The organism is Thauera sp. K11, assembly GCF_002354895.1.
In the GTDB taxonomy this organism is placed as follows: domain Bacteria; phylum Pseudomonadota; class Gammaproteobacteria; order Burkholderiales; family Rhodocyclaceae; genus Thauera; species Thauera sinica.
Genome location: NZ_CP023439.1, coordinates 3,857,184 through 3,881,879 on the forward strand (window position 1 = coordinate 3,857,184; position 24,696 = coordinate 3,881,879).

A 24,696-nucleotide genomic window follows, 5' to 3' on the forward strand; every position below is an offset into this window, starting at 1 on the left:
GCCCGCGGGGCCCGGCATGAGCGAAACCACCCTGCGCGAGCGCGCGCTGCGCTACCTTGCGCAGCGCGACCACTCGCGCGCCGAACTGGCGCGCAAGCTGGCCGGCCACGGCAGCGCCGAGGAAGTCGCCGAGGTGGTCGCACGCATGGGCGAGCTTGGCCTGCAGTCCGACCGGCGCTTCGCCGAAGCCTGGGTGCGCGGCAAGGCGGGCCGCTTCGGCACGGCGCGCCTGCGCAACGAACTGGCGCGGCGTGGCGTGGAGCGCGAACTGGTCGACGCGGCGCTTGCCGCCGAGTGCGTAGAATCGGAACTCGAACGCGCCCGTGCCGTATGGCGCACGAAGTTCGGCACGGCGCCGGCCGATGCGCGCGAATGGGCTCGCCAGGCGCGCTTCCTGCAAACCCGCGGCTTCGCGGCGGAGGTGATCCGCAAGCTGCTGAAAGAGCAACCCGATGAGTCTGCTTAAGGTCACCGGCCTGCAAAAGCGCTACAAGGCGCGCACCGTCGTGCACGACGTCGGCTTCGACGTCGACGCCGGCGAAGTCGTCGGCCTGCTCGGCCCCAACGGCGCCGGCAAGACCACCTGCTTCTACATGATCGTGGGCCTGGTGCGCGCCGACGGCGGCGAGATCCTGCTCGACGACAGCGCGCTGACCCATCGCCCGATCCACGCCCGCGCCCGCCTCGGCCTGTCCTACCTGCCGCAGGAGATGAGCGTGTTCCGCAAGCTCACCGTGGCGGAGAACATCCGCGCGGTGCTGGAACTGCAGGGGCTGGCACGCGAGCAGATCGAAACGCGGCTCGACGAACTGCTCGAGGAACTGGGCATCGCCCACCTGCGCGACAACACCGCGGTGTCGCTGTCGGGCGGGGAACGCCGGCGCTGCGAGATCGCGCGCGCGCTGGCGACCAACCCGCGCCTGATCCTGCTCGACGAGCCCTTCGCCGGCGTGGACCCGATCGCGGTGCTCGACATCCAGAAGATCATCCGCTTCCTCAAGGAGCGCGGCATCGGCGTACTCATCACCGACCACAACGTGCGCGAGACCCTCGGCATCTGCGATCGCGCCTACATCATCAGCGAGGGACGCGTGCTCGCCAGCGGCCGGCCGGCCGAGATCATCGCCAACGAACAGGTTCGCCAGGTCTATCTCGGCGAGCATTTCCGCCTCTGAACCCTGCTCGTCCATGAAACCCAGTCTCCAGCTCAAGCTTTCCCAGCACCTGACGCTCACGCCGCAGTTGCAGCAGTCGATCAAGCTGCTGCAGTTGTCCACGCTCGAGCTCAACCAGGAGATCGAGCGCTTCCTGCTCGAGAACCCCATGCTGGAGCGCGAGGAAGGCGACGGCAGCGAGTTCGCACCGCCTCCGCCGGCCCCCGGCAGCACCACGGCGGCAACCGACCGCGGCAACGAGGCATCCGACAGCCGCGAAGGCGGCGACACGCGCAGCGAGGGCGAGTCCGCCGCCGGCCTCGACGAAGGCATGGACTGGTCCAGCGTCGGCAACGGCAGCCCGTCCAACCGCGACGACGACGACGTCGATTACCAGGAATTCCAGGCCGCCGGCATCTCGCTGCGCGACCACCTCGACCTGCAGGTGGCGCTGTCGCCGCTCAGCGACCGCGACCGCGCGCTCGTGCGCTTCATCATCGAGGCGCTCGACGACGACGGCTACCTGCACCAGACGCTGGAGGATCTGCTGGAGCTGCTGCCGGCCGAACTCGAGATCGATCTCGACGAACTCACGATCGCCCTGCGCCACGTGCAGAACCTGGAACCGGCCGGCATCGGCGCGCGCACGCCGCAGGAATGCCTGTCGCTGCAGTTGCGCGCCCAGCCGCCCTCGCCCGACCGCAACCTCGCGCTGGAGATCGTCGACAGGCACCTCGAACTGCTCGCCGAGCGCAACTTCGCCAAGCTCAAGCGGCTCACCGGCTGCGACGACGACGCCCTGCGCGCCGCCCAGGCGCTGATCGGCCGGCTCGACCCCCACCCCGGCTCGCAGCACTCCGCCGAGGAAACGCGCTACGTGCTGCCCGACGTGGTGGTGCGCAAGGTGCGCAACCGCTGGACGGTGTCGCTCAACCCGGAGGCGATGCCGCGCCTGCGCATCAACCAGCTCTACGCCAGCATCCTGCAGCAGCACCGCGGCCAGGGCGGCGGACTGACGGGCCAGTTGCAGGAGGCGCGCTGGCTGATCAAGAACGTCCAGCAGCGCTTCGACACCATCCTGCGCGTGTCACAGGCGATCGTTGACCAGCAGCGGCAGTTCTTCGATCATGGGGACGTGGCAATGCGGCCACTCACCCTCCGGGAGATCGCGGACCAGCTCGAGCTGCACGAATCCACCGTTTCGCGCGTGACGACGCAGAAGTACATGGCGACGCCGCGCGGTGTGTTCGAACTCAAGTATTTCTTCGGCAGTCACGTCTCCACCGACACCGGCGGTGCGGCATCCTCCACTGCGATTCGCGCGCTGATTCGCCAGTTGGTGGAGGCCGAGGACAGGAAAAAACCCTTGTCGGACGCCAGGATTGCCGATCTATTGGGCCAGCAGGGTATCGTGGTCGCACGGCGGACGATCGCCAAGTATCGCGAATCCCTCAATATCCCGCCGGTCAGTCTGCGCAAAACGCTTTGATAACAAGAGGAGTTGCCATGAATCTGAACATCACCGGACGTCACGTCGAAGTCACTCCGGCCATCCGCGAATACGTGTCCACCAAGCTGGACCGCGTCGTCCGCCACTTCGACAACGTCACCAGCGTGAGCGTCATTCTGTCGGTCGAGAAGCTGAAGCAGAAAGCGGAAGTCACCGTGCACGTGCGCGGCAAGGACATCTTCGTCGAGAGCGACGACAACGACATGTACGCGGCGATCGATTCGATGGCCGACAAGCTCGACCGCCAGGTCCAGAAGTACAAGCAGAAGCAGAGCGACCACAACCACGACGCGCTCAAGCATCAGAGCCCCGAAGCCTGAGGCGGCGGGTTTCCGCCCTCCTTCCGGGGTGAGCGTATAATCGGCGCGTTTTCCGCACGCGCCACCCTCACCCCGAGCCACCATCCCGCACAGCCGCGCCCCGTTTCCGCGAAACGGCACACGCCCCCGACATGAGCCTCATTTCCCGACTACTGCCGCTGTCCAATGTGGTCGCCGATCTCGACGCGAGCAGCAAGAAGCGCGTTTTCGAGCAGGCGGGACTGCTGTTCGAGAACAATCAGGGCATCGCCCGCAGCACGGTGTTCGACAGCCTGTTCGCCCGCGAACGGCTGGGCTCCACCGGGCTCGGCCAGGGCGTCGCCATCCCGCATGGCCGCATCAAGGGGCTGAAGGAAGCCGCCGGCGCTTTCCTGCGGCTTGCCGCGCCCGTCCAGTTCGATGCGCCGGACGGACGCCCGGTCAACCTGATCTTCGTGCTGCTGGTGCCGGAGCAGGCCAACGAAACGCATCTGCAACTGCTGTCCGAACTGGCGCAGATGTTCAGCGACCGCGGTTTCCGCGAGTCGTTGCTGAATGCGGCGGATACGGCGGCCCTGCACGCGCTGTTCGCAAACTGGGGCCCCGATGCGGCAGATCAGCGTAGCGCAACTGTTTGAGGCACAGCGAGAACGCCTCCAGCTCAGCCGCGTCAGCGGCAGCCTTGATGCCCAGCTCTCGGTCGGTGACGAGGCCATCTGGGGCGCCGACCTCGTCGGCCACCTGAACCTGATCCATCCGACGCGCCTGCAGATCCTCGGCACCGCCGAACTGGCCTGGGCGCAGCGCCAGCCCGACGACAAGGTCGCCCACCACCTCAATGAGATCCTCTCGGCGCGGCCGCCGGCGATCATCGTCGCCGATGGCTGCGAGCCGCCGCCTTCCGTGCTCGCCGCCTGCCGCTCGCACGACGTGCCCCTGCTCACCACGCCGCAGCCTTCGGCCAGCGTCATCGACCACCTGAGGCTGTTCCTGTCGCGCAGGCTCGCCGAGCGCATCTCGCTGCACGGCGTCTTCATGGACGTGCTCGGCGTCGGCGTGCTGATCACCGGCGACTCGGGGGCGGGCAAGTCCGAACTGGCGCTCGAACTGATCTCCCGCGGCCACGGTCTGGTGGCCGACGACGTGGTGGAATTCTCGCGCATCGGACCGACCGTCCTCGAGGGGCGCTGCCCGGAGATGCTGCAGGACTTCATCGAGGTCCGCGGCCTGGGGATCGTCAACATCCGCACCGTGTTCGGCGAAACCGCGTGCCGGCGCAAGATGCGCCTGCGCCTGATCACCCATCTCGAGCGACGCCAGCCCGGCACCAACGACCCTTTGCGCCTGCCGATGCAGCACGAAAGCCAGGCCATCCTCGGCGTCCGGGTACAGCGGGTGGTGCTGCCGGTGGCGGCCGGGCGCAACCTCGCGGTGCTGCTCGAGACCGCCGTCCGCTCCGCCATCCTGCAATTGCGGGGCATCGATTCCACGCAGGATTTCATCGAACGCCAGACGCGCGCGCTCGGGCAGGGCGGCGACCACGGCGACGGCGACGCGGGCGACTGACCACGGCCTTGCCGCCGCGGCACGGCGGCTGATACGCTCGATCCCTTTACCGCAGAGCATCAGCCGCCATGACCGCCACACCGGACTACCTGGAACGCATCCTCAACGCCCAGGTGTATGACGTGGCCGAGGAGACCCCCCTCGACCTCGCAGCGAACCTCTCCGCGCGCATCCACAACCGCGTCCACTTGAAGCGGGAAGACATGCAGCCGGTGTTCAGCTTCAAGCTCCGCGGCGCGTACAACAAGATGGTCAAGCTGTCGCCGCAGGCGCTCAGGCGCGGCGTGATCTGCGCGTCCGCCGGCAACCATGCGCAGGGCGTGGCACTGTCGGCGCAAAGGCTGGGCGTGCGCGCGGTGATCGTGATGCCGAGCACGACGCCGCAGATCAAGATCGACGCGGTGGCCTCGCGCGGCGGCGAGGTCGTGCTCGCCGGCGAATCGTATTCGGACGCCTACGCCCATGCGCTGGAACTCGAGAAGGCCGAGAAGCTGACCTTCGTCCACCCCTTCGACGACCCGGACGTCATCGCCGGCCAGGGCACCATCGGCATGGAGATCCTGCGCGCGCATCCGCAGCCGATCCACGCCGTGTTCTGCGCCGTCGGCGGCGGCGGGCTGATCGCTGGGGTGGCGGCCTACATCAAGCGGCTGCGGCCGGAAACCAGGATCATCGGCGTCGAGGCCGTCGACGCCGACGCGATGACGCGCTCGCTGGCGGCGGGCAGGCGCATCGCGCTCGAGCAGGTCGGCATCTTCGCCGACGGCGCGGCGGTGAAGGAGGTCGGCGCCGAGACCTTTCGCCTGTGCCAGCAGTACGTGGACGAGATGGTCGTGGTCGACAACGACGCGATCTGTGCCGCGATCAAGGACGTGTTCGAGGACACCCGCTCCATCCTCGAGCCGGCCGGCGCGCTCGCGGTGGCCGGCGCCAAGGAATACGCCAAGCGCCACAAGCTGCGCGACAAGCACCTGGTGGCGGTCGCCTCGGGTGCGAACATGAATTTCGACCGCCTGCGCTTCGTCGCCGAACGCGCCGAGCTGGGCGAGCAGCGCGAGGCGGTGCTGGCGGTGACGATCCCGGAAAAGCCCGGCTCCTTCCGCAAGTTCATCGGCGTGCTGGGCAATCGCAACATCACCGAGTTCAACTACCGCTACGCCGACCCGCAGCAGGCGCACATCTTCGTCGGCGTCACGGTGCACAACCGCGGCGAGGCCGGCAAGCTGGTCGAGATGCTCGACCGCCACGACCTGCCGGCCATCGATCTCACCGATGACGAACTGGCCAAGACGCACGTGCGCTACATGGTCGGCGGCCATTCGCCGCGGGCCGACAACGAACTCGTCTACCGCTTCGTGTTTCCCGAGCGCCCCGGCGCGCTGATGCACTTCCTGACCAGGCTGCGCTCCGACTGGAACATCTCGATGTTCCACTACCGCAACCACGGCTCCGACTTCGGCCGCGTGCTGGTCGGCATGCAGGTGCCGCCGGCGGACCAGGCCGCCTTCGACGAGTTCCTGAAGCAGCTCGGCTACGAGTGCGCGCCGGAGACGGACAACCCCGCCTACCGCCTGTTCCTCGGCTGACCGCGGCGCCTAACGCCGGATCGCCCGCGCCGCGCCTGCCTCGGTGACGATCCAGTCCATGGGCACGTCATGGGGCTGGGGGCACACCGAGGCCACCCGGCCGACCTCGAAGCCGACGCCCACCGCGAGCGGCCGCATGCGCGCCAGCGTGCGGTCGAAATAGCCGCCGCCGTAGCCGAGGCGGAAGCCCTCGGCATCGAATGCGTTCAACGGCACCAGCACCACGTCCGGCACGACGAACCCGCCCTCGACGGGATGCGGAATGCCGTGGCGATCGGGCTGCATGGCGCAGTCCGGCGTCCACGGCCGGAACGCCATCGCCTGTCCCCGCCCGATCACCACCGGCAGGGCAGCGATGCGCGCGCCGCCGCCCGCCAGCCAGCGCACGACCCAACCGCGCAGATCCGGCTCGGCGCGATACGGCCAGCAGAAACCGAGCACCGCCGGCGCGAGGCAGGCCACGAGGCCATCCAGGTGGCCGGCGAGGCGTTCGGTGAGCGCGGCACGGTGCTCGCCGCTCAATGCCTGGCGCGCCGCCAGCGCCTGGTCGCGCATACTGCGGCGGGTGTGGTCGACGTCGGCCGCGGGGACGCCGGGGCGGAAAATGACATGGTCGCTGTGGTATGGTTCGTCGCTGTTCGAAAGGATGTTAAGGCATGAAGAATAGGCTGTGGGCAACGCTGGCGGCGGGGCTGCTGCTGTCGGGCGGCGCCCTGGGGGAGGCCGGCGACGCGCGCATCCTGGCGGCCCGCGATGCGGTGCGCAACGGCGAGCGCGCCACGCTGGAACGGCTCGCCGCAGAGCAGGACGGCCATGTGCTCGACGCCTACGTGCGCTACTGGCTGCTGACGAACAGGCTCGCCCGCCCCGAATCGCCGCCGTCGGCGGAACTCGCCGAATTCCTCGTCAACGAAGCCGGCTCGCAGCTCGCCGAACGGCTGCGGGCCGACTGGCTGCGCCGCCTGGCCAAGGATGGCGACTGGGCCGGCTTCGCACAGATCTACCCCGACCTGCAGGCACCGGATGCCGAACTGCGCTGCCACGCGCGCACCGCCCGTCTGATGGCGGGCGACCGCGCCGTGCTGGCGGAAGTGGCGGCGCAGTGGGGCGAACTCGTCGACAGCCCCCCCGCGTGCGAGCCGGCCCTGCGCGCCGCGGTGGAACTGGGCCTGGTGGGCGAAGACGACGTCTGGTGGCGCGTCCGCCGCCAGGTCGAGGGCCGCACGCCGTCCGCCGCGCGTCCCACGCTGACCTGGCTGCCTTCCGGCCTGCCGGCCATCGGCGAATTCGACCAGGCGGTCCGTTCGCCCGCGCAGTATCTGGACCGGCTGCCGCCCAACTTCGCCGTCGCACGGGCGGGACGCGAACTCGCGCTCGCCGCGCTGGCACGCCTGGCGCGCGACGACGCGCGCGGCGCCCACGTGCGCCTGCTGCGCATCCAGGACCGCCTGGAAGGCGGCGAGCGCGCCTATGCCTACGCGGTACTCGGCTGGCAGGCCGCGCTCGGCCTGCGCCCCGAAGCCAGCGACTGGTTCCGCGCCGCCGGCAACGTGCCGATGAGCGCGCAGCAGCGGGCATGGCGGGTGCGCAGCGCGCTGCGCGCGCTCGACTGGCCGGGGGTCCGCGGCGCGATCGAGGCCATGACCGCGGCCGAACGCGAGTTGCCGGAATGGACCTACTGGCTGGGACGTGCGCTCGCCGCCGAGCGCAAGCGCACGGAGGCCGAATCGCTGTACGCGCGCATCGCCGGCGAACCGAGCTTCTACGGCATCCTCGCCGCAGAGGAACTCGGCCGTCCCTTCGCGCCGCCACCGCCCGGTGATGCCGCCACCGCCGAGCACGTGCGCCAGGTGGAAGGCGACCCCGGACTGCGGCGCGCCCTGGCGCTGTTCCGCCTCGACATGCGCACGGAGGGCGTGCGGGAATGGAACTGGGCGCTGCGCGGCCGGGACGACGGCTTCGCCGCCGCCGCCGCCCGCCTCGCGCTGAAGAACGAGATCTACGACCGCGCGATCAACACCGCCGAGCGCTCCGGCTCCAACGCCAATTTCGACCTGCGCTACCTGACGCCCTACCGCAGCATCATCGAGCCGCAGGTTCACAACCAGGGGCTGGACATGAGCTGGGTCTATGGGCTGATGCGCCAGGAAAGCCGGTTCGTGGTCCCGGCGCGTTCCAGCGTCGGCGCCCAGGGCCTGATGCAGGTGATGCCGGCCACCGGGAAGTGGGTCGCCGGCAAGATCGGGCTGCGCGGCTACCACCCCGGGCGCCTGGGCGACCCCGAGACCAACGTGCTGCTGGGCACCAGCTACATGCGTCTGATCCTGGAGGACCTGGACAACCATCCGGTGCTGGCCAGCGCCGGCTACAACGCCGGGCCCGGGCGCGCGCGCCGCTGGCGCGACGACAAGCCGCTGGAAGGCGCGATCTACGCCGAGACCATTCCCTTCGACGAGACCCGCGACTATGTGCGCAAGGTCATGGCGAACACCGTCATCTATGCCGCCATGCTCGAGAAGCGGCCGCAGTCGCTCAAGGCCCGCCTCGGCACCATCGCCCCGCGCACGCTCGACGGCGCCGTGCTTTCCAACGAACGAGATCCGCAATGAAACCGAACCGTGTCGTCCTCATCGGTGGCTCCGGCTTCGTCGGCAGCGCCATCGCCAACCGCCTGTGCGAGGCCGGGATCGACGTCCTGGTCCCGACCCGCCGACGCAGCCGCGCCGGCCACCTGCTGCTGCTTCCCAACACCGAGGTCGTCGAGGCCGACGTGCATGACCCGGCCGCGCTCGAGCAACTCGTCGCCGGCGCCGGCGCGGTGGTGAGCCTGGTCGGCATCCTGCACTCGCGTTACGGCACGCCCTACGGCCCGGACTTCGCCAGGGCGCACGTCGAACTGCCGAAAAAGATCGTCGCCGCCTGCCGCGCCGCCGGGGTGAGCCGGCTGGTGCACGTCAGCGCGCTCGGCGCCGATGCCAACGGCCCGTCGGGCTACCAGCGCTCGAAGGCCGCCGGCGAGGCGGCGATCCGCTCCACCGGCGCCGACCTCGCGTGGACCATCCTGCGTCCGTCGGTGATCTTCGGCCGCGATGACCGCTTCGTGAACCTGTTCGCCGGCCTCGCCCGCGCCTTCCCCTTGCTGCCGCTGGCCGGCGCCCGGACGCGCTTCCAGCCGGTGCATGTGGAAGATGTCGCCGAGGTCGTCCGGCGCTGCCTGCAGGACCCGGGCGCTGCCGGCCAGATCTTCGAACTCGCCGGCCCCACCGTGTATACCCTGCGCCAGTTGGTGGAATACGTGTCGGCCCAGGTCGGCTGCCCGCGCCCGATCGTTCCGCTGCCGGAATCCCTGGCGATGCTGCAGGCCACGCTGATGGAGCTTGCGCCGCAACCGCTGATGAGCCGCGACAACGTGCGCTCCATGCGCGTCGACAACATCGCCGGCGGCGTGCCGCTGCCATTCGGGCTGCACCCGACGGCGCTCGAGGCGGTGGTGCCGGCCTGGCTGGGCGCGCAATCGACGCGCGCGCGCTACTATCCCTTCCGGCGCCACGCCCGCCGCTGAGCGCCTGCCGCCGGATTCGCCCTTACCGTCCCACCGTCACGGAGCCCGCGATGAAGCTGATCATCGGCAACAAGAACTATTCCTCCTGGTCGCTGCGCGCCTGGATCGCCGCCCGCGCCGGCGGCTTCACCTTCGAGGAGATCCGCATCCCGCTGTTCATTCCGGGCAGCCGCGAGCGCATCCTGTCGCACTCGCCCTCGGGCAAGGTGCCCTGCCTGATCGATCATGGCCTGGCAGTATGGGACTCGCTGGCGATCGGCGAATACCTGGCCGAGAAGACACCGCAACTGCTGCCGCAGGATGCCGCGGCGCGCGCGACGGCGCGCGCGGTGACCGCCGAGATGCATTCCGGCTTCCAGAACCTGCGCAGCAAGATGCCGATGAACATCCGCAAGGACTACGCCGGCCACGGCCACACGCCCGAGGTCGATGCCGACATCGCGCGCATCACCGCGATCTGGAAGGACTGCAGGAGCGGCGCGGGAGGGGTCGGCGGCGACTACCTGTTCGGCGGTTTCAGCCTTGCCGATGCGGCCTTCGCCCCGGTGTGCTTCCGCTTCAGGACCTACGGGGTGAAGCCGGAGGGTACCGCCGGCGAGTATCTCGCCACCATGCTCGCGAATCCGTGGATGAAGGAGTGGGAGACGGCGGCGCTGGCGGAGACCGAATCCATCCCGTCCGAGGACCTGTACGGCTGATGCGGGCTTACATCGTCGGCGGCGCGGTCCGCGACGCGCTGCTCGGACTGCCGGTCAAGGACCGCGACTGGGTCGTGGTCGGCAGTTCGCCCGAGGAGATGCTGGCGCAGGGCTTCCGGCCGGTGGGCAAGGATTTCCCGGTATTCCTGCATCCGGCCACCGGCGAGGAGTACGCGCTGGCGCGGACCGAGCGCAAGAGCGGCAACGGCTACGCCGGCTTCGTCTGCCATGCCGCGCCAGACGTCACGCTGGAAGAAGACCTCGCGCGCCGCGACCTGACGATCAACGCCATCGCGCGCGACGAGGACGGCACGCTGATCGACCCCTACGGCGGCGTCGCCGACCTGCAGGCGCGCGTGTTCCGCCACGTGTCGCCAGCCTTCGCCGAGGACCCGCTGCGCATCCTGCGCGTCGCCCGTTTCGCCGCGCGCTTCACCGATTTCCACGTCGCGCCCGAGACGCTCGGGCTGATGCGCCGGATGGTCGCGGCAGGCGAGGTCGAGCACCTCGTCGCCGAACGCGTGTGGCAGGAGTTCGCGCGCGGGCTGATGGAAGCGCATCCGTCGCGCATGATCGGCGTGCTGCGCGAATGCGGCGCGCTCGCCCACCTCCTGCCGGAGGTGGAGAGGCTGTTCGGCGTTCCGCAGCCGGCGAAGCACCACCCGGAGATCGATACCGGCGTGCACGTGCTGATGGTCATCGACCAGTCCGCGGCCATGGACCTGCCCCTGGCCGCGCGCTGGGCCTGCCTGCTGCACGACCTGGGCAAGGCCGACACGCCCGCCGACGTGCTGCCGCACCACTACGGCCACGAGGCGAAGAGCGCCGAACGCGCGCGCGAGGTGTCGGACCGCCTGCGCGCCCCGACCGAATGCCGCGACCTCGCGATCATGCTCGCGCGCGAGCACGGCATCCTCGGCCAGGCGGACATCCTGCGGCCGGAAACCATGGTGAAGGTCCTCGAACGCTGCGACGCGCTGCGGCGTCCCGAGCGCTTCCTGCTGATGCTCGAAGCCGCCACCGCCGACCATCTGGGCCGCGGCGGGCAGGACGAAGCCGGCCGCGACTGGCATCCGGCGCAGCGCTGGCGGGCGGCGGTCGGCGCCATCCGCGCAGTCGATGCCGGCGCGGTGGCGCACGCCTGCGCCGACAAGTCAAGGATTCCCGCAGCCGTGCATGCGGCGCGGGTCGCCGCCGTGCGCGCACTTGCGCGGCCGCAGCCGGCAAACCCCGCCGGCGATGGGGCGGGCCGTGATGGATTCAACTGACATGCGCCTCAGATCGACCGCAGAATGACCCAGGCAATCAAGGAGAGCAGCACGGTGGTGGTGAAGGGGAAATGGTATGCTCGCCCGCGGAAGCGGAACGCGACGTCGCCCGGCAGGCGGCCCAGCCTCAGGCGCTGCGCCGGGCCGGGCTGCATCAGGCCGGTCACCAGCACCAGCAGCGCAACGACGAGCAGCCACTTGAGCATTTCCCGCTCTCCTGCAAAGTCCTGATTAGAGCCGCAAAGCACTTCGCCAGCAAGCGCGGCCCTCAACCCCACGGAACGGCACCAAGATGATCACCCTCTATACCTGGGGCACCCCCAACGGGTACAAGATCTCCATTGCGCTCGAGGAACTCGGCCTCGAATACGACGTGCGCAAGATCAACATCACGCGCAACGAGCAGTTCGATCCCACCTTCCTCGCCCTGAATCCCAACAACAAGATCCCGGTGATCGTCGACGGCGACGGCCCCGACGGCAATCCGATCACGGTCTTCGAGTCCGGCGCCATCCTGATCTACCTCGCCGAGAAGACCGGCCGCCTGCTGCCCGCCGATGTGCGCGCGCGCTACGAGACGCTGCAGTGGCTGATGTTCCAGATGGGCAGCATCGGCCCGATGCTCGGACAGGCCCATCATTTCCTGCGCTTCGCCCCCGACGTCATCCCGTACGCGATCGACCGCTATTCCAAGGAAGCGGCCCGCCTGTACGGCGTACTCAACGGCCGCCTGCGCAGCCGCGACTGGCTGGCGGGGACGGAGTATTCGATCGCCGACATCGCCACCTTCCCGTGGATCGCCCGCCACGAATGGCAGGGCATCGACCTGGCCCGCTACCCTGAGGTCAAGCGCTGGTTCGACGCCATCGCCGCACGCCCGGCCGTGCAGCGCGGGCTGGAGGTCCCCCGATGAACACCAGCCGCTTCGGCGATCTCGAGGTCATCTGCCGCGCGCCGGCGGTTGGGACTCACGACCATCCCCTGCTCTTCGTCCACGGCGCCTATGTGTCGGCCTGGTGCTGGGACGAACACTTCCTGCCCTGGTTCGCCGCCCGCGGCTGGGCGGCCTATGCGCTGTCGCTGTCGGGACACGGCCCGAGCCGCCGGCGCGATCACCTCGATTCCTACTCCATCGACGACTACGTGCGCGACGTCGCCGAGGTCGCGGCGCGCCTTCCCGCCCCGCCCATCCTCGTCGGCCATTCCATGGGCGGCCTGGTGGTGCAGAAATACCTCGAGCACCACGACGCCCCCGCCATCGTGCTGATGGCATCGGTGCCGCCGCAGGGCCTGATGGGATCGGCGGTGGGGCTGATGTTCAAGAAGCCTGCGCTGCTGGCCGATCTGAACAACATCATGAACGGCACCGAGGTGGACGTCAGCAGCCTGCAGGACGCGCTGTTCCACCAGCCCGTCGACGCGGCGGCGCTGCACCGCTACTACCGCCTGTGCCAGCCCGAATCGCATCGCGCACTGTGGGACATGACGCTCTTCAACCTGCCGCAGCCGGCGCGCATGCACCGTCCGCCGATGCTGATCCTGGGGGCGTCCCACGACCACCTCATCCCGCCCGACCAGGTCCACATGACCGCGACGACCTACGGCCGCCAGGCGGAAATCGTCGAAGGCTCGGGCCACGGCATGATGCTGGAGCGGAACTGGGAACAGGTCGCCGGGCGCATCGCCGGCTGGCTTGCCGAGCGCGACCTCTGACGGGCCCGCCCCGGGCCCTGCCGGTCGGGGAAAACCCGAATTCGTGCGTTTTCCCCTGGAAAGCGCCGAATGGCTTCCCCATCATGCAATCAGGGACGCACCGGGGCGCTGCCAAGAACAGCGCAGCCCTGGCCGCGAGTGACGGCGGGGCCATCGCGGCACACCCCATGCAAGGAGCGTAACCAGGGACGCCGGACGCGCCGGCGGATGTCGGGAGGGCAGCGGGGTGATCGTCATGAGCAAGAGCCCGGACAGAGAGATCGCGACTTACGAAAACGAGCGCTATGACGACGAGGTGCTCAACGCCGGCTGGCTGCCGCCCGGCCTGGTTCCGCGACTGGCGGAAGCCGTGCCGGCGCCGCATCCGCCGCGCAAGCCGCCGCCGGAGGACGTCGACGCATTCCTGCGGGCGATCTATCGCAACCAGGAATGAGGCGCCGCCCTACAGCGCATGCAGACGGTCGCCGCGCACGAATCCCAGCAGCGGCCCGGAGATGCCGCGGCCAAGCGCCAGCACCTTGAACAGTTCGCCCATTTCCTGCGGTGCCGTCAGGCGCTGCACCGCGCGCGCGGCGCGGATGTAGTCGGCACCTTCGCGCGCGCCGCGCCGCTCAAGGCACTGCAGCACCCCGCAGTTGAACAGGAATTGCGCCTGGCTGGTGTAGCCGTGCACGTCCAGTCCGGCGTCGAAGGCCGCCTCGGCCACCGCGGTGAAATCGACGAAGGCGGTGATGTCGTTGAGCCCGGGCCACAGGAAGGGATCGCCGTGGGCATGGTGGCGGTAGTAGCACAGCAGCGTGCCGTTCGAGCGCGAGGGCAGGTAGTACTCGGCGCGCGGATAGCCATAGTCGATCAGCAGCAGCGCGCCCTGCCGCAGGCGGTCGGCCCAGGCGGCCACCCAGGCGCGGCTGGCCAGGTTCAGCTCGGTGACGTACTCGCCGTGCTGCGGCCGCGGCAGGACGAGGGCACGCGCAGCCTCGGCCACAGCGCCCCCGGCGGGCGTGTCCGCCCAGCGCAACGCCTTCGTCCCCGCCACATCGGCGGCGAACGCGACGCCGCGCTCGAACAGCCCCTCGGGGCGGGACGCCAGCAGATGCACCGGCATCACGTCCAGCACCTCGTTGGCGACCACCGCCCCCGAGAACGCCTCGGGCAGTTCGTCCAGCCAGCCCACCCGCGCAGCCAGGTGCGGCACCTTCTGCGCCAGCGTGTCGAACTGGCGCCCGCGCAGTTCGCCGGACAGCTCGAGGATGTCGTAGCGCTCGGGCAGCGCGCCGCGCCGTTCCAGTTCCAGCAGCAGGTCGGCCGCCAGCAGGCCGGTGCCGGCGCCGACCTCGATGATGCGGGCCTCGCTCGCGCGCATGATCTGCTCGACCTGCGCCGCGAGCGCCTGGCCGAACAGCGGCGTCAGTTCCGGCGCGGTGATGAAATCGCCCCCGGGACCGAACTTCCGCGCCCCGCCGCTGTAGTACCCTTCGCCGGGCGCATAGAGCGCGAGTTCCATGTAGCGCGAGAACGGAATCCAGCCGCCCGCATCCGCGATCTCGGCCTCGATGCGTCGAAGCAGGCGGGCGCTCTGGTCGAGCGCATCGGGAGAAGGCGTGGGCAGCGGTGACATGGCAGCGGGGCAGTGGATCGGGCGAGGCGGCATTGTACCGGCGACGGCCCGCCGCGCACTCGGGCGGGACGCCTGCCGAGGTGGTGGGCCGTCGCCCATGGCCGGGGCCGGGGCCGGGAGCGGGAAGGGACGCGCCCGACCGCCGGACATGGCGGGCCCGCCCCTATAATCCGGCTCCAACGAACCCCTCACGTCCCCCATGAAAGTGTTCCTCAGTTGGTCGGGCGATGCCAGCCGCGAAATCGCCACGCTGCTGCACGAGCACCTGCCCCGGCTGCTGGCGGGCGTCGAGCCCTTCTTGTCCGAGCACGACATTCCGTCCGGCACGGACTGGGCCAAGGTGCTGGCGGCCAAGCTGCGCGAGAGCCGGTTCGCGATCGTCTGCCTGTCGCCCGACAACGTCGACAGCGCCTGGCTACTGTACGAGGCGGGCGCGCTGACCAATCACAAGGCGCAGCGGCTCTGCGCGCTGCTCATCGGCGGCCTGCGCAAGGAGGACGTGCCCAAGCCACTGTCCCGCTTCCAGCATCGGGCCTTCTCCGAGGCCGAATTCGCGCGGCTGGTGAAGGACATCGGCGGCATGCTCGAACCGCCGCCCGCAGCGGCACAGGTCGACCAGGCGCTGTCGGCCGCATGGCCGCAGATACAGGCGAGATACGCCGAGATCCACGCCCGCCATCGGCTCACGCCGCGTCCGCGCAAGGTGGAGACGACGTTCACACGCACCGTGCTGCGGCTGCCGCTGGCGGATGCGCTGCTCGAGGCGCTCGGCGCCGCGGTCGAGGGCATCCGCAGGCAATGCGTCGAACATGTCCGGGCGTTGTCGCCCGGCTGTGGCATCCGCAACGACCGCGTGCGCGCCAACGTGTTCCTGCCCGACTACCATGTGAAGGGCAATGCCGGCCATGGCTTCCGGCTGTTCATGGAACCACGCCTGCGCCGCCAGATGGACCGCCCGGAGGAATTCTCCATCCGCTTCGCGCCGGGCCAGGGCGTGACGGCGACGGTTTTCGACGAATGCCAGCAGCGCATCATCGGCGTACGCGAGTTCGAACTGACCGACGAGTTGCGCAACGTCATCCATCCCGACCTGAAGTGGATCATCTCCACTCCGGTGATGAGCCGTGACGGCACCGCGCTGGGAGTACTGAACATCGACATCCTGGCATGCGAGTTGGACAAGGAAACGGTGCTCGAACCGCTGGGCGATCTGATCGTCCGGGAACTCGAAAGCGTGCAGCGCCGTCTGGACGATCAGCCGCGGACGCTGATCCGGATCGAGTATGGCGAGCTGTGACCGCCGCCATCCATCCATCCATCCGTCTCCACATGATCCGCCCCGAACGCCCATCCCATCCCGTCCTTTCCCTCCCGACATCCGAGCCGAGACCACACCGATGACCGACGGCCTCACCGCATTCGAGCACGCCCTCGCCCGCTTCCCGGACGAGGCTGCAGACTTGCTGCGCACGCTGCCGGATCGCCGCGGTGCCATCCCGGCCGCGGAGGCGGAGCGGCTCGGCGAACTGCTCGGCACGGACCGCCGCAGCCTGATGATCGCGCTGCTGCCCGTCGCCGCCGCCTTCGCGCATCCGGCGATTTCCGCATTCGCGGTCGGCGCGGTGGCTGCCGGCCGTACCACGCCGGACGGCCGGGCCGCGCTCTATCTCGGCGCGAACTTCGAGGTCGGCGGCGAATTCCCCACGCTGTCGGTCCATGCCGAGCAGGCCGCCGCCGCCCATGCATGGCTGGCGGGCGAGACCGGCCTGTCGGCCCTGGCCGCCTCGTCCCCGCCCTGCGGGCATTGCCGCCAGTTCCTGTACGAACTGGAGGATGCGCAGGCGCTCGAGATCCTGAGCGCAAGTGAGGAAGCGCCCGGCTACCGCACGACGACGCTCGCCAGGCTGCTGCCGGACGCCTTCGGCCCTCACATCCTCGGCATCGCCGGCGGCTTCATGGCGAACCGCGGCAGCGCGCCGCGGCTTGTGTTCGACGAAGCGCGGGATGCGGTGCGCGAAGCAGCGCTGCAGGCCGCCAGCGCAAGCTACGCCCCCTACACCGGCGCCTTCGCCGGCTGCGCATTGCAGACTGCGGACGGCGGGATCGTCGTCGGCCGCACGGTGGAGAATGCGGCGCACAACCCCGGCCTGTCGGCGGCGCAGATGGCGTTCTCCGCCTTCAACGCCGGCCCCCTGCGCGGCGATTTCACCGCGATTCGCCGCGTCGTGCTCGTCGAGCATGCCACCATGAGCTCCCAGGCGGCACTGGCGGAGCGCTGCGCGCACGCGCTGGCCCCTTGGGCGGCGTTCGAATGCTGCCGCGCCCGCCTGGCTTCCATGGACTGAACCACGCCACATCCATCGCGACATGAACGACCCGGCCCAAGCTCCCGTCATCCTCGTCACCGGCGCCGCGCGCCGCGTCGGCGCCGAGATCGCGCGCAACCTGCACGATGCCGGCGCGTACGTCGCGCTGCATTACCACCGCAGCGCGGAAGAGGCCGAACGGCTGGCGGCCGCGCTGGCCGCCGCGCGCGCCGGTTCGGCCTTCACCGTAGGCGGCGACCTGGGTGAGGACGGTGTGCCGGAACAGGTGGCGCAGGCCGTACTGGATCGCTTCGGCCGCATCGACGGCCTGGTCAACAACGCCTCCAGCTTCTTTCCCACCGAGGTCGGCCGCATCGACCGCGCCGCCTGGGACGATCTGATCGGCTCCAACCTGAAGGGGCCGCTGTTCCTGAGCCAGGCCCTGGCCCCCGCGCTGCGGGCTGCGCGCGGCGCCATCGTGAATATCGTCGACATCCATGCCGAACAGCCGCTGCGGCATTACCTGCTGTATTCGGTCGCCAAGTCCGGCCTGGCCGGCCTGACGCGTGCGCTGGCGCTGGAGCTGGCGCCCGAGGTGCGGGTCAACGGCGTGTCGCCGGGGCCGATCGACTGGCCCGAGGACGGCCAGTTCCCGCCCGAGGAACGCGAGCGCATCGTCGCCCACACCCTGCTGCAGCGCACCGGCAGCCCCGCCGACATCGCCCGCACCGTGCGCTTCCTGCTGTTCGACGCGCCCTACGTCACCGGCCAGATCCTCGCGGTGGACGGCGGGCGCAGCATCCGCCTGTGATCCGGGAACACGCGCTAAGCGTATAATTCCGCACCATTTTTCAGACCGAGCCCGTCAGTGACCGCCGCCCTCGCTCCCGTCCAGCCCGCCGACACCGCCACCGCCGGCCGCCATTCCAACACCTTCCTGCGCCTGAAGAAGAAGCTCGAGCGCAGCGTGGGCGAGGCCATCGCCGACTACAACATGATCGGCGACGGCGATACCGTGCTGGTGTGCGTGTCGGGCGGCAAGGATTCCTACACGCTGCTGTCCTGCCTGCTCGCGCTGCGCGAGCGTGCGCCGGTCGATTTCCGCATCGTGGCGATGAACCTCGACCAGAAGCAGCCGGGCTTTCCCGACCACGTGCTGCCGGCCTACTTCGAATCGATCGGCGTCGAGTACCGCATCGTCACCGAGGACACCTATTCCATCGTCAAGGACAAGATCCCCGAGGGCAAGACCACCTGCTCGCTGTGCTCGCGCCTGCGCCGCGGCATCATCTACCGCACCGCCACCGAGGTCGGCGCCACCCGCATCGCGCTCGGCCACCATCGCGACGACATCCTCGAGACCCTGTTCCTGAACATGTTCTTCGGCGGCAAGATCAAGGCCATGCCGCCCAAGCTGGTCAGCGACGACGGCAGGCACGTGGTGATCCGCCCGCTCGCCTATTGCGCCGAAAACGACATCGCCCGCTTCGCCCGCGCGATGGAGTACCCCATCATCCCGTGCAACCTGTGCGGCTCGCAGGAAAACGCGCAGCGCAGGCAGATCAAGGCGATGCTGCAGGGCTGGGCGCGCGACTATCCCGGACGCATCGAATCGCTGGCCACCTCGCTGAAGAACGTCGTGCCCTCGCACCTGGCCGATGCCCGGCTGTTCGACTTCGCCGGCCTCACGCGGCAGACGCAGGTGGAAGAAGGCGACACCGCCTTCGATCCGCCCGAGCTTCCGCGCATGGGCGGTGAAACGGTACGCTTCTTCGGCATTTCTTCCGGCGAGGACTGACCCGCGGCGGGCCCCTTGCATCGCGGGGGACGTTTCATCATTATTCCAGAGTCCTCCCCGGCACCCGCCGCCAGCCCATGGTAATCCGATGCCCGAGCGCAAGAACCTGTGTGTCCTCGCCGCAACGCTTCCCAGCGATGCACGCCTTGCCGCGCGCCTGGGCGCGGACGAGGCCGCACATGCGGTGGACCGCTGCATGCGGCGCATGGAGCGGTCCATCGATGGACATGGCGGCAGCGTCGTCCGGCATCAGGCCGAATCGATCGTCGCCACGTTCGAGCGCTGTGACGCCGGCGTCCTCGCCGCCTGCGAGATGCTCGAGCGGGTACGCAGCCTGCCGCCGCTGAGCGGGAGCCGGCAGACCGTCTGCATCGGCCTGCACTACGGCGTGGTCGAAGGAGATCCGGCGCAGGGCGAAGGCGTGGACATCGCCCTGCGGCTGGCGGCGCTGGCCCGGCCGGAACAGGCCCTGGCCAGCGGGCAGGCCATCATGCTGCTGACGCCTGCCGCCCGGCACGCCGCCAGCCCGCAGGCAATCCGCAGCACCGAGATCGATGCGCTCGAGTTCCCCGTGCATACCGTCGGCCAGCGCGTGGGCATGGTCACTTCGCTGCCGCCGACCTCGCGGCTGTCGCAGCGCCTGCGGCTGCGCCACCAGCAGGACGTGATCTTCGTCGAGGAGCAGCGCCCCGTGCTGCTGCTCGGGCGCGAACTCGGCAACGACGTGGTCATCATGGACCCGCGCGCCTCGCGCCAGCACGCCCGCATCGAACGCCGGCGCGAGGGCTTCATCCTGATCGACGAAAGCTCCAACGGCACCTACATATCGGTCGACGGCGCCAAGGAAACCTGCGTCCGGCATGGCGAACTGCCGCTGCTCGGGCCGGGCCGCCTCGGCTGCGGCTTCTCCGCCGGCGAGATCGAACGCGACCTGGTGTTCTTCGACATCGTCTGAGCCGCGCCCGGACGGTGCCCTTTTGCCGGGCGGCGGTCGGCCACCGCCCGGTCCCGCCGTCAGGCGCTCAGGCATTCCGCAATGAAGGTCTTGCGCTTGGCGCCGCTGAGCGACTGCTCCGTGGCGGCCTGGTTGCACGCCTTGCGCTTTGCGGCGCCGGCACGCCCGGACGGCGCATCGGAATCCGCCTGCCCGCCCGCTCCGGCCTTGGCGGCCTTTCCGCCTGCGGCGGCGGATGCCGGCACCTCCCCTGCGCCCGCCTGCTCATGCTTGCCCCTCAGGCAGGTGCTCATGAACTGCCTGCGCGCGTCGCCCTTCAGCGCCTGCTCGCGCGCCTCCTGGCTGCAACGCTTCATCCGTTCCTGCTGCGGACCGGCAAGCGCATCGGCGGGCGCGAGCACCGCGAGGGCGCAGGTGGCGGCGAGCGCGGAAATAAGCTTTTTCATTTTTCGATCTCCTATATGTCGATGTCGTCCGGAGGGACGGACCTGATTCTGCAATCGTCATATACGAATGTCAAAGAGATAATCCGCCGTGCCGTGGCCGACGACCACCTGCGTACCGCGCCTGCCGCTTGCCGGTCGCCGGCTCCGGATGGCGGCCGGCAAGCGGATGCACCACGCCGCGATCGTGCGGGCGCCGGGCTGGCGGGGATCCCCCCACTTCACGCAAGGTCTTGATTTCTGCGCGTGTTGCACTGCGTTTGCTAGAATCCTGAGTCCCCAAGCCGTCGTTTCTGCTACCCCCATGACGCAACGCCTGCGAGAAATCCCCTACAACTACACCTCGTTCTCCGACCGCGAGATCGTGATCCGCCTGCTCGGCACCGACGCCTGGTCGGTGCTCGACGAGCTGCGCGGCGAACGCGTCACCGGCCGGTCGGCGCGCATGCTCTACGAGGTGCTGGGCGACATCTGGGTGGTACGGCGCAACCCCTACCTGGAAGACGACCTGCTCGCCAGCCGCGAGCGCCGCGAGGCGCTGATCGGCGCCTTGAACCACCGGCTGAACGCGGTCGAATCCCGCCGCCAGGGCAACGACCGCGTCGCGCTGCTGATCGCCCGCGCGCGCGACGCGGTGACCGGCTTCGAGCACTGGTTCGAGACCACCGCCCGCCGCCGCAAGGCCACGCTCAAGGCGCTGGCGCGGCACACGCGCAAGGACAACATCTGCTTCGACGGCCACGCCCGGGTGTCGCACGTCACCGACGCCACCGACTGGCGCGTGGAGTACCCCTTCGTCGTCCTGTACCCGGACACCGAGGAGGAAATGGCGCCGCTGGTGCGCGAATGCATCACGCTCGGCCTCACCATCATCCCGCGCGGCGGCGGCACCGGCTACACCGGCGGCGCCATTCCGCTCGACGCCAGTTCAGTGGTGATCAACACCGAGAAGCTGCTGGCGATGAGCCCGGTCGAAGAGGTCGTGCTGCCCGGCGGGGACGGCCCGATGGCCGCGCCCTGCGCCACCATCCGCACCGGCGCCGGCGTCGTCACCGAGCGCGTGTCGGAAGCCGCCGCGGCGGCCGGCCGCGTGTTCGCGGTGGACCCGACCTCGGCCAGCGCCTCGTGCATCGGCGGCAACATCGCGATGAACGCGGGCGGCAAGAAGGCGGTGCTGTGGGGCACCGCGCTCGACAATCTGGCGTGGTGGAAGATGGTCACGCCCGACGGCAACTGGCTGGAAGTCGAGCGCCTGGACCACAACTTCGGCAAGATCCACGAGCAGGAAACCGTCCGCTTCCGCCTGCGCCGCTTCGACGGCCTGAGCTACAAGCCGCTGGGCGAGGAGATCCTGTCGATGCCCGGCGCGAGCTGTCGCAAGATCGGCCTGGGCAAGGACGTCACCGACAAGTTCCTCGGCGGCGTGCCGGGCGTGCAGAAGGAAGGCACCGACGGCCTGATCGTCGCCGCGCGCTGGGTGCTGCACCGCATGCCGCCGCACACCCGCACCGTCTGCCTGGAGTTCTTCGGCCAGGTGCGCGAGGCGGTGCCGGCCATCGTCGAGATCACCGACTACTTCAAGCCAGGCGGCGCCGGCAACTCGGCCGGCGTGCTGCTGGCCGGCCTCGAACACCTCGACGAGCGCTACGTGAAGGCGGTCGGCTACGCGACCAAGGCCAGGCGCCACGGCCGCCCGAAGATGGTGCTGATCGGCGACATCGTCGGCCACGACGAGAACGCGGTGATGGCCGCCGCCTCCGAGGTGGTGCGCATGACCAACGCGCGCAGCGCCGAGGGCTTCATCGCCGTCGGCGCCGAGCAGCGCAAGCGCTTCTGGCTCGAGCGCAGCAGGACGGCGGCGATCTCGCGCCACACCAATGCGTTCAAGATCAACGAGGACGTGGTCATCCCGCTGCCACGCATGGGCGAGTACTGCGACGGCATCGAGCGCATCAACATCGAACTGTCGACGAAGAACAAGATCGACCTGTGCGACACGCTGACCGAGTTCCTGCAGGGCGACCTGCCGCTCGACACCGGCGACGCCGACGTGGCGCGCGACGAACTGATCGGCGACCACCGCCAGGCCGCGCTCGAACAGATCGCCACGGTGCGCCGGCGCTGGCAGTGGCTGCTCGACAACCTCGACCTGCCGCTGGCCGAGGCCGAACCGCAGTTTGCCACCTACGGCATCGAGGCCGATCCGCTCAGCAACCGCGCCGAAGACCCGCGCCTGTTCCACCGCCTGCAGGACTATTCCATCCGCGTGTCGTGGAAGAAGGAGCTGCGTCCGCTGCTCAAGAGCACCTTTGACGGCGCGGTGTTCGCGCCGGTGATGGCGCGCGTCCAGGACATCCACCGCGAGCTGCTGCGCGGCCGGGTGTTCGTCGCGCTGCACATGCACGCCGGCGACGGCAACGTGCACACCAACATCCCGGTGAACTCCGACCACTACGAGATGCTGCAGACCGCCAACCGCGCGGTCGACCGCATCATGGCGCTGGCGCGCAGCCTCGACGGCGTGATCTCCGGCGAGCACGGCATCGGCATCACCAAGCTCGACTACCTGACCGAGGCCGAGATGGCCGACTTCTGGGCCTACAAGCAGAAGGTGGACCCGGACGGCCGCTTCAACCGCGGCAAGCTGATGAAGGGCGGCAACCTCGACAACGCCTACACGCCCAGCTTCAACCTGATGGGGCACGAATCCCTCATCATGGAACAGACCGACGTCGGCGACATCGCGCACGACATCAAGGACTGCCTGCGCTGCGGCAAGTGCAAGCCGGTGTGCTCCACGCACGTGCCGCGCGCCAACCTGCTGTACAGCCCGCGCAACAAGATCCTGTCGACCTCGCTGCTGATCGAAGCCTTCCTGTACGAGGAACAGACCCGCCGCGGCGTGTCGCTGGCGCACTGGGCCGAGTTCGAGGACGTGGCCGACCACTGCACGATCTGCCACAAGTGCGAGAAACCCTGTCCGGTGGACATCGACTTCGGCGACGTGTCGATCAAGATGCGCAACCTGCTGCGCAAGCAGGGCAAGAAGTCGTTCAACCCGGGCAAGGCGGCGGCGATGGCCTTCCTGACGATCAAGGACCCGGCCACGATCAAGCTGATCCGCACCGGCATGATCGAGTGGGGCTACAAGGCGCAGCGCTTCGCCCACGGGGTCGGCAAGAAGCTGGGCCTCGTGCAGCAGCAGGTGAAGGCGCCGCCGGCCACGCTGGGCAAGGCGCCGATCAAGGCGCAGGTGATCCACTTCATCAACAAGCCGATGCCCGGCAACCTGCCCAAGCGCACCAGCCGCGCGCTGCTCGACATCGAGGACGACAAGGTCATCCCGGTGATCCGCGACCCGCAGAAGACCAGCGCCGAGGCCGAGGCGGTGTTCTACTTCCCCGGCTGCGGCTCGGAGCGCCTGTTCAGCCAGGTGGGGCTCGCCACCCAGGCCATGCTCTACCACGTCGGCGCGCAGACGGTGCTGCCGCCGGGCTACCTGTGCTGCGGCTACCCGCAGACCGCCGCCGGCGAGGAAGACAAGGGCCAGAAGATCACCACCGACAACCGCGTGCTGTTCCACCGCGTCGCCAACACGCTGAACTACCTCGACATCAAGACGGTGATCGTGTCCTGCGGCACCTGCATGGACCAGTTGCTGAAGTACGAATTCGACAGGATCTTCCCCGGCTGCCGCCTGCTCGACATCCACGAATACCTGATGGAAAAGGGCGTCAGGCTCGATGGCGTGCAGGGCGTGAAGTACATGTACCACGAGCCCTGCCACACGCCGATGAAGCAATACCAGGGCATCAAGGTCGCCAACGAGCTGATGGGCACCCGCGTCGACCTCTCCGACCGCTGCTGCGGCGAGTCCGGCACGCTGGCGGTGGCGCGCCCCGACGTGTCGACCCAGGTGCGCTTCCGCAAGCAGGAAGAGATCGAGGAGGGCGCCGCCAGGCTGCGCGAGGACGACCCGAACGCCCGGATCAAGCTCCTCACCTCCTGCCCGAGCTGCCTGCAGGGCATGCACCGCTACGCCAACGATGCCGGCGGCGTGGAGCCGGACTACATCGTCGTCGAACTCGCCAGGCACCTGCTGGGCGAGAACTGGCTGCCGGAGTACGTGAACAAGGCCAACAACGGCGGCATCGAGCGCGTGCTGCTGTAAGGCAGTCGGACGCGTCGGACGTGCGGGCCGGGCAGGTGCAAGCCCCGGC

Annotated in this window: 24 protein-coding genes; 20 read left to right on the top strand and 4 right to left on the bottom strand. The window is 69.3% G+C overall.

The window, feature by feature from the left end; translation table 11 throughout:
• Positions 1–16 precede the first annotated feature (16 nt).
• From recX to ilvA, 7 genes are all read left to right on the top strand, one after another.
• On the top strand, positions 17–466 hold the full coding sequence (gene recX / locus CCZ27_RS16835; RefSeq protein WP_096450091.1) for a recombination regulator RecX: 450 nt from the start codon (positions 17–19) through the stop codon (positions 464–466).
• Positions 453–1,175 (top strand): LPS export ABC transporter ATP-binding protein, encoded by a 723-nt coding sequence (gene lptB / locus CCZ27_RS16840; protein WP_096450093.1) that lies wholly within the window; start codon positions 453–455, stop codon positions 1,173–1,175. The genes recX and lptB overlap by 14 nt, the downstream gene beginning before the upstream one ends.
• Before the next feature lie 13 nt (positions 1,176–1,188).
• Positions 1,189–2,643, top strand: coding sequence for an RNA polymerase factor sigma-54 (locus tag CCZ27_RS16845; protein ID WP_096450095.1), 1,455 nt, complete (start codon positions 1,189–1,191; stop codon positions 2,641–2,643).
• A 17-nt stretch (positions 2,644–2,660) separates the two neighbouring features.
• A complete protein-coding gene (gene hpf / locus CCZ27_RS16850; RefSeq protein WP_096450097.1) occupies positions 2,661–2,984 on the top strand; it encodes a ribosome hibernation-promoting factor, HPF/YfiA family in 324 nt (107 codons plus the stop codon).
• 131 nt (positions 2,985–3,115) lie between these two features.
• Positions 3,116–3,601 carry a PTS IIA-like nitrogen regulatory protein PtsN gene (gene ptsN, locus CCZ27_RS16855; protein ID WP_096450099.1) on the top strand — a complete coding sequence of 162 codons (486 nt, stop codon included), beginning with the start codon at positions 3,116–3,118 and terminating at the stop codon, positions 3,599–3,601.
• Positions 3,570–4,529: an HPr(Ser) kinase/phosphatase gene (gene hprK, locus CCZ27_RS16860; RefSeq protein WP_096450101.1), complete on the top strand. Its 960-nt coding sequence runs from the start codon at positions 3,570–3,572 to the stop codon at positions 4,527–4,529. Before ptsN ends, hprK begins: the two co-directional genes overlap by 32 nt.
• Before the next feature lie 68 nt (positions 4,530–4,597).
• Entirely contained in the window at positions 4,598–6,115 is a 1,518-nt protein-coding gene (gene ilvA / locus CCZ27_RS16865; RefSeq protein WP_096450103.1) for a threonine ammonia-lyase, biosynthetic, read from the top strand.
• Between the two features lie 9 nt (positions 6,116–6,124).
• Here the strand turns inward: ilvA and CCZ27_RS16870 are convergent, their stop codons facing one another.
• A complete protein-coding gene (locus tag CCZ27_RS16870; RefSeq protein ID WP_096450105.1) occupies positions 6,125–6,670 on the bottom strand; it encodes a 5-formyltetrahydrofolate cyclo-ligase in 546 nt (181 codons plus the stop codon).
• A 101-nt stretch (positions 6,671–6,771) separates the two neighbouring features.
• Here CCZ27_RS16870 and CCZ27_RS16875 point away from each other — a divergent pair, with 101 nt between their 5' ends.
• Genes CCZ27_RS16875 through CCZ27_RS16890 form a run of 4 tightly spaced genes read left to right on the top strand, consistent with a single transcriptional unit; the run spans position 6,772 to position 11,643 of the window.
• Complete coding sequence (locus CCZ27_RS16875; protein ID WP_096450107.1) at positions 6,772–8,724, top strand: lytic transglycosylase domain-containing protein; 1,953 nt, start codon at positions 6,772–6,774, stop codon at positions 8,722–8,724.
• The gene (locus CCZ27_RS16880) at positions 8,721–9,677 is read left to right on the top strand and encodes a complex I NDUFA9 subunit family protein (protein ID WP_096450109.1); all 957 of its coding nucleotides are present in this window, start codon (positions 8,721–8,723) and stop codon (positions 9,675–9,677) included. Before CCZ27_RS16875 ends, CCZ27_RS16880 begins: the two co-directional genes overlap by 4 nt.
• 50 nt (positions 9,678–9,727) lie before the next feature.
• Positions 9,728–10,375: a glutathione S-transferase family protein gene (locus CCZ27_RS16885; protein WP_096450111.1), complete on the top strand. Its 648-nt coding sequence runs from the start codon at positions 9,728–9,730 to the stop codon at positions 10,373–10,375.
• Positions 10,375–11,643 (top strand): multifunctional CCA addition/repair protein, encoded by a 1,269-nt coding sequence (locus CCZ27_RS16890; protein ID WP_096450113.1) that lies wholly within the window; start codon positions 10,375–10,377, stop codon positions 11,641–11,643. The genes CCZ27_RS16885 and CCZ27_RS16890 overlap by 1 nt, the downstream gene beginning before the upstream one ends.
• Before the next feature lie 8 nt (positions 11,644–11,651).
• On the opposite strand, the gene CCZ27_RS16895 is transcribed toward CCZ27_RS16890, so the two are convergent.
• Positions 11,652–11,849 carry a DUF2905 domain-containing protein gene (locus tag CCZ27_RS16895; protein WP_096450115.1) on the bottom strand — a complete coding sequence of 66 codons (198 nt, stop codon included), beginning with the start codon at positions 11,847–11,849 and terminating at the stop codon, positions 11,652–11,654.
• An 86-nt stretch (positions 11,850–11,935) separates the two neighbouring features.
• Between CCZ27_RS16895 and CCZ27_RS16900 the strand changes: the two genes are divergently transcribed.
• The 3 genes from CCZ27_RS16900 to CCZ27_RS16910 all read left to right on the top strand — a co-directional run bounded on the left by CCZ27_RS16900 (position 11,936) and on the right by CCZ27_RS16910 (position 13,789).
• Positions 11,936–12,556 carry a glutathione S-transferase family protein gene (locus tag CCZ27_RS16900; RefSeq protein ID WP_096450117.1) on the top strand — a complete coding sequence of 207 codons (621 nt, stop codon included), beginning with the start codon at positions 11,936–11,938 and terminating at the stop codon, positions 12,554–12,556.
• On the top strand, positions 12,553–13,356 hold the full coding sequence (locus tag CCZ27_RS16905) for an alpha/beta hydrolase (protein WP_096450119.1): 804 nt from the start codon (positions 12,553–12,555) through the stop codon (positions 13,354–13,356). The genes CCZ27_RS16900 and CCZ27_RS16905 overlap by 4 nt, the downstream gene beginning before the upstream one ends.
• A 235-nt stretch (positions 13,357–13,591) precedes the next feature.
• Positions 13,592–13,789, top strand: a complete 198-nt coding sequence (locus CCZ27_RS16910; RefSeq protein ID WP_096450121.1) for a hypothetical protein — start codon at positions 13,592–13,594, stop codon at positions 13,787–13,789.
• Between the two features lie 9 nt (positions 13,790–13,798).
• On the opposite strand, the gene CCZ27_RS16915 is transcribed toward CCZ27_RS16910, so the two are convergent.
• A complete protein-coding gene (locus tag CCZ27_RS16915; RefSeq protein ID WP_096450123.1) occupies positions 13,799–14,974 on the bottom strand; it encodes a class I SAM-dependent methyltransferase in 1,176 nt (391 codons plus the stop codon).
• 199 nt (positions 14,975–15,173) lie between these two features.
• Between CCZ27_RS16915 and CCZ27_RS16920 the strand changes: the two genes are divergently transcribed.
• The 5 genes from CCZ27_RS16920 to CCZ27_RS16940 all read left to right on the top strand — a co-directional run bounded on the left by CCZ27_RS16920 (position 15,174) and on the right by CCZ27_RS16940 (position 20,033).
• Positions 15,174–16,271: a toll/interleukin-1 receptor domain-containing protein gene (locus CCZ27_RS16920; protein ID WP_096450125.1), complete on the top strand. Its 1,098-nt coding sequence runs from the start codon at positions 15,174–15,176 to the stop codon at positions 16,269–16,271.
• A 100-nt stretch (positions 16,272–16,371) separates the two neighbouring features.
• Positions 16,372–17,319, top strand: coding sequence for a cytidine deaminase (gene cdd / locus CCZ27_RS16925; RefSeq protein WP_157748615.1), 948 nt, complete (start codon positions 16,372–16,374; stop codon positions 17,317–17,319).
• A gap of 22 nt (positions 17,320–17,341) precedes the next feature.
• Positions 17,342–18,091 (top strand): pteridine reductase, encoded by a 750-nt coding sequence (locus tag CCZ27_RS16930; protein WP_096450129.1) that lies wholly within the window; start codon positions 17,342–17,344, stop codon positions 18,089–18,091.
• 57 nt (positions 18,092–18,148) lie between these two features.
• On the top strand, positions 18,149–19,078 hold the full coding sequence (gene ttcA, locus CCZ27_RS16935; protein ID WP_096450131.1) for a tRNA 2-thiocytidine(32) synthetase TtcA: 930 nt from the start codon (positions 18,149–18,151) through the stop codon (positions 19,076–19,078).
• 88 nt (positions 19,079–19,166) lie between these two features.
• Positions 19,167–20,033, top strand: coding sequence for an FHA domain-containing protein (locus CCZ27_RS16940; RefSeq protein WP_096450133.1), 867 nt, complete (start codon positions 19,167–19,169; stop codon positions 20,031–20,033).
• A gap of 59 nt (positions 20,034–20,092) precedes the next feature.
• Here the strand turns inward: CCZ27_RS16940 and CCZ27_RS16945 are convergent, their stop codons facing one another.
• The gene (locus CCZ27_RS16945) at positions 20,093–20,479 is read right to left on the bottom strand and encodes a PsiF family protein (protein WP_096450135.1); all 387 of its coding nucleotides are present in this window, start codon (positions 20,477–20,479) and stop codon (positions 20,093–20,095) included.
• Positions 20,480–20,780: 301 nt separating this feature from the next.
• Here CCZ27_RS16945 and CCZ27_RS16950 point away from each other — a divergent pair, with 301 nt between their 5' ends.
• The gene (locus tag CCZ27_RS16950; protein WP_096450137.1) at positions 20,781–24,647 is read left to right on the top strand and encodes a DUF3683 domain-containing protein; all 3,867 of its coding nucleotides are present in this window, start codon (positions 20,781–20,783) and stop codon (positions 24,645–24,647) included.
• Positions 24,648–24,696: the final 49 nt, after the last annotated feature.